The 12584-nt window shown below is 31.6% G+C and carries 15 protein-coding genes; 9 read left to right on the forward strand and 6 right to left on the reverse strand.

The window, feature by feature from the left end; all coding sequences use genetic code 11:
* Window positions 1-352 precede the first annotated feature (352 nt).
* The 9 genes from IPJ91_01960 to IPJ91_02000 all read left to right on the forward strand — a co-directional run bounded on the left by IPJ91_01960 (window position 353) and on the right by IPJ91_02000 (window position 7833).
* The gene (locus IPJ91_01960) at window positions 353-673 is read left to right on the forward strand and encodes a divalent-cation tolerance protein CutA (GenBank protein QQR93204.1); all 321 of its coding nucleotides are present in this window, start codon (window positions 353-355) and stop codon (window positions 671-673) included.
* A gap of 228 nt (window positions 674-901) precedes the next feature.
* A complete protein-coding gene (locus tag IPJ91_01965) occupies window positions 902-1351 on the forward strand; it encodes a CPBP family intramembrane metalloprotease (GenBank protein ID QQR93205.1) in 450 nt (149 codons plus the stop codon).
* Window positions 1352-1686: 335 nt separating this feature from the next.
* A complete protein-coding gene (locus tag IPJ91_01970; GenBank protein ID QQR93206.1) occupies window positions 1687-2457 on the forward strand; it encodes a slipin family protein in 771 nt (256 codons plus the stop codon).
* A gap of 210 nt (window positions 2458-2667) precedes the next feature.
* Entirely contained in the window at window positions 2668-3192 is a 525-nt protein-coding gene (locus IPJ91_01975; protein ID QQR93207.1) for a hypothetical protein, read from the forward strand.
* 274 nt (window positions 3193-3466) lie between these two features.
* Window positions 3467-4234: an ATP-binding protein gene (locus tag IPJ91_01980; protein QQR93208.1), complete on the forward strand. Its 768-nt coding sequence runs from the start codon at window positions 3467-3469 to the stop codon at window positions 4232-4234.
* Window positions 4235-4257: 23 nt separating this feature from the next.
* The gene (locus IPJ91_01985) at window positions 4258-4773 is read left to right on the forward strand and encodes a hypothetical protein (protein ID QQR93209.1); all 516 of its coding nucleotides are present in this window, start codon (window positions 4258-4260) and stop codon (window positions 4771-4773) included.
* Complete coding sequence (locus IPJ91_01990) at window positions 4766-5593, forward strand: polyphenol oxidase family protein (protein ID QQR93210.1); 828 nt, start codon at window positions 4766-4768, stop codon at window positions 5591-5593. Before IPJ91_01985 ends, IPJ91_01990 begins: the two co-directional genes overlap by 8 nt.
* 10 nt (window positions 5594-5603) lie before the next feature.
* Entirely contained in the window at window positions 5604-7031 is a 1428-nt protein-coding gene (locus IPJ91_01995) for a hypothetical protein (protein ID QQR93211.1), read from the forward strand.
* Entirely contained in the window at window positions 7021-7833 is an 813-nt protein-coding gene (locus IPJ91_02000; GenBank protein QQR93212.1) for a metallophosphoesterase, read from the forward strand. Before IPJ91_01995 ends, IPJ91_02000 begins: the two co-directional genes overlap by 11 nt.
* A 68-nt stretch (window positions 7834-7901) precedes the next feature.
* On the opposite strand, the gene IPJ91_02005 is transcribed toward IPJ91_02000, so the two are convergent.
* The 6 genes from IPJ91_02005 to IPJ91_02030 all read right to left on the reverse strand — a co-directional run bounded on the left by IPJ91_02005 (window position 7902) and on the right by IPJ91_02030 (window position 12579).
* Window positions 7902-8687: an RNA methyltransferase gene (locus tag IPJ91_02005; protein ID QQR93213.1), complete on the reverse strand. Its 786-nt coding sequence runs from the start codon at window positions 8685-8687 to the stop codon at window positions 7902-7904.
* A gap of 5 nt (window positions 8688-8692) precedes the next feature.
* Window positions 8693-9769, reverse strand: coding sequence for a peptide chain release factor 2 (prfB, locus tag IPJ91_02010; protein ID QQR93214.1), 1077 nt, complete (start codon window positions 9767-9769; stop codon window positions 8693-8695).
* A gap of 48 nt (window positions 9770-9817) precedes the next feature.
* Window positions 9818-10609 (reverse strand): M15 family metallopeptidase, encoded by a 792-nt coding sequence (locus IPJ91_02015; GenBank protein QQR93215.1) that lies wholly within the window; start codon window positions 10607-10609, stop codon window positions 9818-9820.
* 36 nt (window positions 10610-10645) lie between these two features.
* Window positions 10646-11476 (reverse strand): YebC/PmpR family DNA-binding transcriptional regulator, encoded by an 831-nt coding sequence (locus IPJ91_02020; GenBank protein QQR93216.1) that lies wholly within the window; start codon window positions 11474-11476, stop codon window positions 10646-10648.
* Window positions 11477-11558: 82 nt separating this feature from the next.
* Window positions 11559-11819: a 30S ribosomal protein S20 gene (locus IPJ91_02025; protein QQR93217.1), complete on the reverse strand. Its 261-nt coding sequence runs from the start codon at window positions 11817-11819 to the stop codon at window positions 11559-11561.
* A gap of 115 nt (window positions 11820-11934) precedes the next feature.
* Window positions 11935-12579: a hypothetical protein gene (locus tag IPJ91_02030; protein QQR93218.1), complete on the reverse strand. Its 645-nt coding sequence runs from the start codon at window positions 12577-12579 to the stop codon at window positions 11935-11937.
* Between the last annotated feature and the right edge of the window lie 5 nt (window positions 12580-12584).

Below are 12584 nucleotides of genomic sequence, written 5' to 3' on the forward strand. Positions count from 1 at the left end.
TGCTTTTCTTAATTCATTTCTTTGAAGTCGCGCTTACTCAAGGGGACGCTTCGCTTTCGTCGCTATCGCTCCTTACCCTCGTATAACAAGGAAATTGCTCGGCTCGCAACTTTCCCAAGTTTTTCTTCCACTTCGTTTCAGAAAAACTTCTCATATAAGCAAAGGTTTAACTTCCAGTACTTTCAAAAACTTCACAACTAGTGCTTCATACATAGTTTAGATACATTTGTATACTAACTAATGATAGTGTATACTATTTGCATGGGATATTTTACAAAATTTAATTGAACTTCGTACATCCTTAAATGCTAGACGAAATTTTCTTAACTTAATTACTACTACAATCAAAGTTATGTCAAGGAACAATGGATTCATTATTATCTATATTACCCATCCTGATTTAGAAACTGCAAAGAAAATCGTGTCGTCTTTAATGAAGAGTCGTTTGATTGCTTGTGGCAACTTCTTTCCAATTCAAAATACATATTGGTGGAAAGGAAAAATTGAGCATTCTACAGAAGTTGTTTCTATTGTAAAGACTAACATGAAGAATTGGGAACAAGTTAAGGCGGCGGTAATCAAACTTCATCCCTATGAAACGCCTTGTATTATTAAAATATCTGCATCTGCTAACAGTGATTATGTATCGTGGATAAATCAAGAAGTGCTATAAAAGTCGGAGTCAATATTGTCTAACATAGCATATCTGACTTTGCTAATGCTTCTTCATACTCAAGATGATGCCGAAACGTGTGACTTCCAGTACTTTCAAAAACTTCACAACTAGTGCTTCATACATAATTTAGATACATTTGTATACTAACTAATAATAGTGTATAATGTTTGCATAGATAATATACGAAATCTAGTCGAACTTAGTATCAACTAGTGTTTTTTATTTATGCACATTAACCTTACTTGGTTCCACTTAAAGAAAGTTTGGAAATTAACAATTCCGTTACAAACACTCCTAATTATATTTCTGTTTGTATTCAGATCGGTACAAGCATTCAACATTCAAACAGGATTAGTAAGTGAGCTTCCAAAATTTGTAACAATTTTCGCACCAATTTATGAAGAAGTTATTTTTCGTGGTCTATGCCTTGCAATGTTTCTTAAATATTTCAATCGTAACAAAGCAATTATTCTGTCATCACTAATTTTCGGTTTGTGGCATTTGAAAAATTCCACCCATCTTAGTAACTTCGCGTTGTTATATCAAGTCAGTTATGCGATGTTTTTAATAGGTCCAATATTGGCTTATATCACCATAAAAACAAAAACTATTTGGCCTGGGATCATTCTTCACTATGTAAATAACATTATCTCCTCACTTATCCCTATTATCTAAGAAACAAGTTTACTATTCCAGGACGTTTCGTTGCTGCTTCGCTTTCACTCCGTTCGGGTCGGACAATACAATAAATACTGGAACGTTATATGATAAAATAACAAGGAAATGAGCGAAACTTCTCATATAAGCAAAGGTTTAACTTTCAGTACTTTCAAAAACTTCGTAATTAATTCTTTATACATAACTTACATACACTGTTATACTACCCAATAATAGTGTATAATATTTGCATGGATAATATACGAAGTTTAGTCGAACTTCGCATATCTGATAGTTGGCTGGAATAGTATGAACCTGCCCCTGAAATAATAGAAACATTTAAAAATAACACCATGACATTAATAATACCAATTTTAGGACTAATAACACTTCTTTTTCTTTCGGGTTTGAGAATAGCACAAGAATATCAACGAGCTATTGTATTCAGACTTGGACGCTTTAAATCAGTAAAAGGACCAGGACTTTATTGGATAATTCCATTTATTGAAAGACAGCAAAAAATTGACATAAGAACAAAGACTGTTGATTTAGAACAACAAGAAACCATTACCAAAGACAGTGTAACCATAAAAGTTAATGCTGTACTTTGGTTTAAAATTATCAACCCTGAAAGCTCAATTATTAAAGTTGCTGATTACAATAAAGCTGTTTATCAATTTTCAGTTTCAGCATTAAGAAATATAATTGGGCAACATAGCTTGGACGAAGTTTTGAGGGACCGAGAACAGATAAATTCTAACTTACAAAAAATTGTTGACCAAACGACAGAACCCTGGGGCGTTAAAATTGAAATGGTAGAAATGAAAGATGTTGAAATTCCAGAAGGAATGCAAAGAGCAATGGCACGGGAAGCAGAAGCAATTAGAGAAAAAAGGGCAAGAATTGTAAAAGCAGAAGCAGAATTAGATGCTTCCATAAAATTGACACAAGGTGCTAAAGAAATGGAAGGAAGCCCAATTGCATTAGAGTTAAGAAGGATGCAAATGCTTTCTGAAATTGGAATTGACAATAACACAACGACTATTGTTTTAGTGCCATCAGACTTTACAAATGCAGCCAAAAGTTTTACAGAATTAGTTACAAACAAGAAATCAAGTCAATAAAGCCACTACAGCCAACATCAGTTTGGCAAAAGCAGGGCAGACGGAAGTAATTGAGCATTTGTACTTCTATCAATATTTGCATTATATTTAGGCTGACGGCTTTCAAAGATCTGCCTTGGCCAAAATGTAACAGTATATGAAATTGAAAATTGGCTAGAATAAGATAAAAACAGTCAAATTTATAATGTTTTACCTACTCTCTTAAATATTATGATCGAAATAGAAAAAACTTACTTAGCAAAAAAGCTTCCTAAAGATTTGACAAGTTGCAAATTCAATGAGATTATTGATCTGTATATTCCCAAATCTAGCGAGCAACCAAAATTGAGGCTTAGAAAACATGGTGATAAGTTTGATTTGACCAAAAAAGAGCATGTAAATAGTGGAGACGCTTCACATCAAGAAGAGCAAACAATAATTCTTACCGAAACTGAATTTAATATCTTAAATCAACAACTCGAAGGAAAGAGAGTTCACAAAATAAGATATTTTTATGATTATAAAGATAGAACTGCTGAATTTGATATTTTTCAAGATAGTTTAGCAGGTCTTGTAGTTGTTGATTTTGAATTTGCAACTTTAGAAGAAAAAGACAATTTTCAAATGCCTGATTTTTGTCTTGCAGATATAACTCAAGAGGTTTTTATTGCAGGTAGAATGATTTGCGGGAAATCATATGAAGATATTGAAAGTAATCTAAGCAAGTTTCAATATAGTAAGTTATTTCTCGAATAAATTTTTCTTTTGAATCAATAGTGACGCTAGTTTTCAACTCAAGGGGCGACTACGCTTTTCACTCTACTTTGCTACATTCACTCTCGTACAACAGGCATTAAGAGAAAATTAGTTAGTATCATATACTTGATTTATGATAAAATTATTTATCCTATCAATTCATCAGTAACTATCAGTACAATACTTTCAAAATTTGACTAAACATACTAACTAAATTCTGGCTAGATTCCAAAACCACTTGTTTGCAAAAAATGGAAACAAATTATAAGTTTTTATGACAAATAAAGGTGAAGCATGCACAACAAGCATAGTTCCTGAAATAAGAGAAATAGATCTTAAAGTAAAAGAAACAAGAGCTCCAAAAGATCTAAAAGAGCTATATTTGCTTGAAAAGACCATTCAGCGTGGCTGTAAGCATTTAGTAATAGAAGGACCTTCAGGTGAATACACTGAAATTAGATTGTTAAATGTGCCAGTAAGTGGAGAGTATTTTTTTGGACGCGAAAGTGAAATTGCAGAAATATTTGAGGCTTTAGAGCAGTATCAATTTGTATTCTTATGTGGGGATAAAAGAGTTGGCAAAAGTTCGATAATGAATGAATTGCATTTTAGGTCCGCTAACAACCCTCAAAGTGAATTTTATTTCGCACCAGTAATAGAGGGGATACACTTCCGAGATTTGAATATTGAGAACATGCTAAAAGAATTATCGAAGGAAGTAAATAATGCTTCTTCTTCTAGAGTATATGTATGTCAACTAGATGAAATAGTTAGCATCTTGGAGAAGTTTGGTGATAAATATGAGTTATCTCTATTGCAGTTCATTGAGATTGCAAAACAAAACCTTCCAAATGCCCAATTTATACTATCAATGCCAGGAATACACATAAAAAGCTCTCCTAATCTCATGGCTATAGAAATAAAACCAATTGTAAATCCACAAATATTTAGCAATGTAATAGATGAAACAAAGATAGGTTTGTTTACTTATATAGTGCACGATGATGGTATAGAAGAAACCGTATATTTACCGAATATATAAAAATCTTTTGCTATAATCTTCTAATGAATTCTGCATTATCAAAAATTATTGAGGCTATTTGGTCTCCAGCGGCTTTATTACTTACGCTTAGAGTAATTACACTTATAGGATTATCTGAAATTTTGAATGTGAATTACACCATTTTTCATGATACAGAACAGTTCAAGATATTCTCAGCTGGATTTTCTTTTCCTACATTACCTGACCTTGTACAAGTAAATACCTTTTCTTTGTTGATTATTTTGATTGTATTCTCAGGAATAATTGGAATTAGATTCTTTCAAGCACTCAAATTCAATTCCGAACAAATTTCTCCTAAATCAGCAACAAAACTTATGAACTCAAAGTTTGTTGGACTTATCAAAACACCATTTGAGAACTTTTGGAAAATTTTCACTTGGATGATATTTTTTTATTTTATAGTTGTATATTCTTTGATAAATATAAGAATGAATTTGACTTCTACATATCTGATAGGAGCATTGATACTTTTGGGAACCATTATAACTATTTTCTTTTTCAAAGTAATAAATGAATAGTCCTAGTCAATCAAATATTTTGAATGAAATTAAATACTTAAAGGTAAATATTGGATATTTCCCTAGGTTGAATAATTTTGTTAAACATGGATTTTCATGGGGAAATCAAGCAAATATGTCTTCAAAAAATAAGAATAGCAATGCAAAGAAGAATATCCAATATTTCTTTGATTCAATTGAACTTACAGAACTTGAAGATTCTTTAGTGTTATTGCCTGATGGACATAAGGATAATATTGTATTTGTCAATGAGGGAAATCTTGATTTATTTCCAAAAGGTAAAATCGGTATTCCAATTTCTTGTGACGCACTTTTTACAAATATACAAGCTTTACCAATTTCAATTCGTGTTGCTGATTGTACTACTGCTATTTTATATGCAAAAACTTTTGATAATATAGAAATTACTGGAATTGTTCATACTGGTCGTAGAAGTGCTGAACTTTTACTTGCAAAGAAGTCAATTGATTGTTTGGTAAAGCAACAAAATGTAAATCTTGAAACTATAAAAATTGGAATTGTTCCAAGTATAAGTAAAGTTAATTATAAATCTCAAAATTTAGAAAATATTCAAGCTGAAGTTTGGGGCAGTTTTATTTCAAAAGAGGGGGATTACTTTGAAGTCGATATATTGAATTTTGTTATTAATCAATATTTAGATGCTGGTATAAGTCCAGATAATATTGAAGTATATGAGGTTGATACTTACGAATCTGCAAAAAACAAACTTACATTTTCACATAGATACTATTCAGAAAATAAAGATATTGATAAAAATTTAGTCGATGGAAGATTTATAGTAGCAACAAGTTTATATTAATTTTAAATTTATGAAAATTCACTTTATCGGTATTTGTGGAAAACTCAACGCAGGACTTGCAATAGAATTGAAGAATTTAGGTCATGAAGTTACAGGTTCTGACAAAGCATTTTATCCACCAATGTCAACTTTGCTTGAAAAGAATAATTTGCCAATCTTGGTTGGCTATAAAGAAGAACATTTAGATGAAAATAATTTGCCAGATTTAGTTACTTATGGTGCTGCAATCGGTGAAGATAATATTGAAGTTATAAAAGCAAAAAAGTTGAATATTGAGACTTGTTCTCCAACTGAATTACTTGAAAAGTTTGTGATCAAAAAAAATTCGATTGTTATAACCGGAAATTATGGAAAAACTACTATAACGGGTTTATTGGTTAAAATATTTACTGACCTAGGTTTAAATCCAAGTTATATGATTGGTGGTGAAGTTCCAGAACTTGAGTCAGTGAAAATTACAAGCTCAGATTGGAGTATCATTGAAGGTGATGAATATCCAGCTGAAAAAAATGGTAAATCAAAGTTTTTTTATTATCATCCGAAGTATCTGATTGTAACTTCAGTGAAATGGGATCATACAGATATTTTCAAAACTGAAGAAGATTATAAAGTCAATTTTTTGAATTTGATGCAATCAGTTCCAGAAGGTGGAATTATTATAGTCAACGCCGAGGATGAATTGTTTTTAAAAAATTCTAAATTTTCTAAGTTGCAAGAAGATCAAAGTATAAAATCAGAAATTATTTATTCAAATTTAAGTAATTACTTAGAAACACACACTAATAGTTTAATATTTCTAGATAAACCTATAAACCCTAAAATATTTGGTAAACATAATCTCGAAAATATAAGTTTAGCTTTAGAACTTTTGAAACAATGTTTTGATAATGATTTTTTGAAAGCTAATATCGACTCAATTATAAATTCAATAAATACTTACCCTGGACCTACTCGCAGACTTCAAATAAAATTTGATAATGTAATCAAATCTCAAACTAGTTTAGACAATCATTTAGTTATAATTGATGATTTTGCACATAATCCTGAAAAATTCAAAGCAAGTATTTCAGCAGTTGCTGATAAATTCAAAGATCATAAAATTACTTGCATAATATTGCCAAATCTAGGAAATATTACAAAAGTTAGTTTAAGTCAATATCAAGGAGTATTTGATAATGTAGTTATTGACGAAGTTATAATTCCTCGTTGGAGTACAAAAATTGCAGAAGATAGTGAAACTTATGCAAGTGAAAATTATTTTGCACAGTTTCTCAATCTAAACAAGGTGAAAGTCGAAAAGGAAGATGACAAATTCATTGAATGTTTATTGAGTAAAATAGAAACTATAAGTGAAAATCACGTAGTTTTATTTATGGGTTCGGAACCATTTCGAGGAATGATTGATATTTTGATTAAAAAGTTAAATAATGCTAATTAATAAATTTGCTAAAATAATTTTGAAAGCACTTGGAGTATTATTTGTACTAGTTTTGATCATTATATTTTACTCAGTTTATATTGAAAGGTTCAATACCCAAATTCAATATACAAAAATAAACTTAGGTTTTGAGAAGAGGTTTATTTTGATTTCTGACTTACATTTAGGTAAATTCAAAGATGCAAGTTACTTGGCTTTGGTAGTAAAGAAAATAAATAGCGTAGAAAATGTTGATGCTGTGCTTATAGCTGGTGACTTTGTTTATAAACAAGACAATACTAAGCTGTCAGAATACTTCAAGCCGTTATCCGAGATAAGATATCCAACTTTTGCGGTTGTGGGAAATCATGATGTACTTGGAAGTGCAGCAGACATGAAAAATCAGATTGTCGAGGTTTTGGAAAGTAATAAAGTGAATGTTTTGACTAATGAAACTCTTGACTTTGAAAACATCCAAATTGTTGGACTTGGGGATAGATATGTAGGAAATAATCATTCTACTATTTTGAATACTTTGACTATTGAAGATAAAGTTTTAGTTTTAGCTCATAACCCAGATTCAGTGAGAGATTATCTAAGTTTGGATAATGTTGATCTTACACTTGCAGGCCACACACATTGCGGACAAATCAGGTTACCAATTTTATATAAGATGATTTTGCACGTAGAAAATAATGATGGGATTCAGTTTGATAAAGGTTATTATAAATCTCACAAGTTATTTATAACTTGTGGTTTAGGTGAATTTGGAATTCCTGCAAGACTTTTCAACCCTCCAACTATTGATGTACTTGATTTATGACGATACTCTAATTCAAAACTTTATTCCTTCTACTATGATTAATTTTTTTATGAAAGTAGCACTTGTCTTTACAACATATACATCATCACTGCCAAACTTGGTATTATCCCCATCGAATTTATTTTGCCCTTCATCGGAATTTTGACTATACGATCCGCACCATCAATCAGAACTCGACTCAATCCTTGATATTCAGAACCAACCATTACAGCAAGTGGCCTTGGATATTGAATGTCATTATAATACTCTGAAGCATTTGGTGAAGTTGCGACTGTCAAGACATTTTGTTTTCTAGCCCAGTCAATAAAATTCACGCTTGAATCAATGTAGAAATTTACTGTGAAAAATGCACCCAGGCTACTTCGGATAACAACTGGAGAAAAAATATCTGTTCTTATATCAGTTACTATCACACCATCTGCACCAACATTATCAGCGAGCCTCAAAATACCTCCTAGATTTGAACTTTCTTCAATTGATTCTGCAACAATGAAAATTGAGTTGTCTGTAACTTGAATATCATCAATATCACTCACTTCTTTGCTAGCAAGTGCCATAAGTCCTTCCATACTGCTTTGGATTGTACTTAGCTTTTGGAACACTTGCGTACTTATTTCCTGAACTTCGACATTTTGATTGATGACAAGTTTTATCAAACTTTCATTATCAAACTTTTTATGAAATAACTCTTTGCAGATATAAAGTTTAGAAATTGGAAAATTTGATTCTATAGCCAATTTAACTAGCCAATACCCTTCTATCAAAAACTGCTTCTTACTATCTCTATATTCTTTTTGTTTAAGTTTTGCTAAATCCTTTATCTCTGAGTTTTGTGTACTCGTAATTACTTGCATAACTTTTACATTCTGACTAATGCTTCCACAAACAAATCCAATTCTCCATCAAGCACAGATTCTGCATCACTAGTTTCTACATCAGTTCTCAAATCTTTGACCAATTTATAAGGATGTAGAACATAATTTCTTATTTGATTGCCCCAACCAGCTATCTTATGCTCACCCTTGATTCCTGATAGTTCCTCCTGCCTTTTTTGCTCTTCCAGTAGGAATAACTTTGCTTTCAACATTGCCATTGCTGATTTTTTGTTTGCTAGTTGTGATCTACCTGTTGAACATGTGACAACTATACCACTTGGCTTGTGAATCAATCTCACTGTAGTAGCAACCTTGTTTACATTCTGACCACCTGCTCCACCGGAACGAACAGCACTAAATTCTATGTCTGACTCTGGAATATCTATATCATTTTCTGTAGAGTTATCCTCGTCGAACAATGGGGCGACTTCCACTCCAGCAAAACTCGTTTGTCTAAGTCCCTGTGCATTGAATGGTGATACGCGAACTAACCTATGAGTACCAAGCTCATTTTTGAGTAATCCATAAGCAAACTTTCCATAAACTTCAAAATATACTGAACTAATTCCTGCTTCAGTTCCATAGACCTTATCAACAATTTCATATTTAAAACCTTTTTTTTCAAAATACTTTATATACATTCGCTCAAGCATTGCAGACCAATCGCATGCTTCGGTTCCTCCCTGACCTGCATGGATAGAAAATAATGCTGGAAGATTGTCAAATTTACCTGATAAGTAAGTCTCAATTTCAAGATTACTTACTAAACTTACATAATGTTGATAATCTTCAAGAATTTGTTCCCGGAGCAAAGAGTCATCTACATCTTTATTCAGATCTTCCAACTCTTGCAAACTATTTAGCTCATTCAAAATCCCCTGTGTCTTAAGTTCAGAGTTGATCTCCGCAATTCGTTGATTTACTTTTCTAGCTTTAGATTGGTCTGACCAAAAGTTTGACTCCAAGGTTTGCTTTTCAAGACTTAGCAGCTCAATATTTAACTTATCAAAATCTTTTTTTTTGATAATTTCTTCAATTTTGGAGATCAGTTCTTTAAACATTAAATACACAAAACAATTATAATGAAAAACGAAGAATTAAGTTGAAAATCAGATACAAGCAGAATCAAACCACCTCAAATGCCATGGTTCATACTGGTATCCTTTATTATTATTTTCCGGATAACTTATGTAAAAGCCAAACTTATTGGCATTTTTTTCAAGGTACCTAAATAACTCTTTATTTTCTGCATCAACTAAATCAAAAGGATTTGTAGAATAAGTATTAGCAAGATCAACTACTGTTCCTAATTGATGTTCGCTATGTCCAGCCTTTGCAGAGTAAATGTTGGCTACATTGATAGCTTCTTTATAACTTAAACCTTTAGATTGTTCTTGTTGAACATAACTTGAAAATAGCTCTAATTGTGTTTCATAGGACCTATAGCCTGATATTACTTGAAGTTCAAGACCTTGCTTTTTTGCATCTGCAAACAAAGCAATTAGATCAGAAATTAGCTCTTTTTTGATAAGTATAGCTTTGTTTGTTTTCACTTCGACTAATTCTACTAAATTTGAAGGTACAAACTTTGGATCTAATCCAATTTCTTTGTCAACATTGAGATTTATCAATGCACAATCTATATCAAGCCCTAGTACCTCATTTGTGGAACTGGCAGATGTGTCATAAGCTGAGATAGAATTGACATTGTTTTGATAAGTAGTTGAAGATAGTGATGTACTTATTGAGTAAAACAAGCTTTCATCGGCATTTGTGTTAGAAAGATGAAAAAATGAAGTTAAAAAGAAGCTCAGAATCACAAACGATAGTAATATGGGGATAAAGATAAATATATATCTAATTTTAATTTTTCTAAATTGCTGTGTACTATTAACTTTCATAAGTAAAAGTAATCTTATCTAATATAGAAAGTAATTTCAATACCCAGCAACATTCGTCCATACATTCTGAACATCATCTTGTTCGTCCAGATTTCCCAAAAGATTTTCTAGTTTATTAATTCTCTCCCCACCAATCTCTATTTGATTTTTTGGCAGTTGAACAAGCTCAGAGCTTTCGATTTTATAACCCAAAGACTCAACTGATTTTGTAGCTTGAGAAAGTGCCGCAGGATCCGTATATATCTCAAGACCCTTGTACTCTGAGCTACCATCATTTTTCAAATCATCTTGACCATCAAACTCAAACTCTGTCTCTTTTACATCATGCACTCCTTGAATATCTAGAATCTGCAGAATGATATCGTCTAAATTTTCATTGTCTCTTTTCAAAGTATCAATACCACCATACTTTTCAGATTTCTCAGTTTTGGCTAAAAAAATATTGACTCTACCATATTGATCAAATTGCCATAGAACAGAACCTACTGCACCCAATGTACCTCCAGATGATTCAATGATTTTCTTCAATTCAGCTACTGTTCTATTCTTGCTATCAGTCAAAGTATCTATAACAAACATAACATCTCCGCCCATCATCCCTTCATAACTAGCATTTTCAAAGACTATATTTTCACCTCCTTTCCCAGTACCTCTATCAATTGCCTTTTGAATATTGTCCTTTGGCATATTTTCAACTTTTGCCTTGTCAATTGCCAGCCTCAATATGAAATTCATCGACGGATCTCCACCACCTTGCTTTGCCGCTATAGTTATTTGATTGCCTATCTTTGTGAAAGTTGCACCACGTTTAGCATCTGCTAGTCCCTTTGATCGTTTAATTTTTGCCCATTTACTGTGTCCTGACATTTTTTTGAAATATCATTCTGAATTATCCAAAATTTGGATAAATTGCCAGAATCAATTTATCATCAATAAAAATATTTTAAAGTTATGAAACTTGCGATTTCAAGTTTTTTGAAGTTTTAGATTTCATTCTATTAGCAGTGTTTTTATGCAAGAAACCTTTTTTCACAGCCTTGTCTAATTCCTTTTGAAGTTTTGAATTCAAGACTAAGCTCTCAGTTTTTGTACCTTCAAAATTTCTGACATCTTTTATAGCTGCCTTGACTTTTTTTGCTCTTGCTAGATTTATGTTTCTTTTTCTAGCAGAAACTCTTATTGCTTTTTTCGCTGATTTTGTATTTGCCATAGTGTTGATCTTTGTAAATTTACTTTAAGTAGATTGAATACTTTTGATTTAACCGAGTTATTATAGCAAAGATAGATATATAATAACAAGCTCAAATATTGTATATTTTGTAAATTTAATCTGTCATTTTTAAAGCGTTTATATCAGATTCCCAAGCATCATGGTTTGGGTTCCACCATTCCAAACCCTTAAATTGCAATTTATAATTATCTTTTTTCGAGCTATAACTCCCCAAATAAAAGTACTTTCTTTTTGTTTGATGTGCCAACTTTATGGAACTTGTCATCATAAACATTCCAAAAGATGTATTTACTAACCCTTGCTCATAGAAAGGGTATGCATAGTGTAATATTTCCGTGTTTTCAAAACATAGACACATTCCAGCAATTTTATTGGCATTTGTAAACAGAATAAGTGAATTCATATTTAATTGCCCTTGAAATAACTTTTTTATAACCTGAACTGAGAATAAATTCTCTCCAAACTTTGTCAAATAGAAATCTTTCATCCATTTTCCGAGACTATAATCATAGCTTTGGTAAGGTAATTTTATTAGATTCATTTCCGTATCAGGAAACTTTGCCAAAATTCTTCGATTTTCAGAAGTGAAAGTAAACTTAGATAAATCAATTCGTAAAAGTTTCGTAGATTGCATCAGACCATGAGCTTTTCTAGTATATTTGAAGCCTTTGTCATACATATCTGTTGCATCATGCTGATAAGTAACAACTATCTCTTTGTAAAATTTATAATCAAACATACAAA

The sequence above is a fragment of the bacterium genome (assembly GCA_016699595.1).
Classification (GTDB): domain Bacteria; phylum Patescibacteriota; class Dojkabacteria.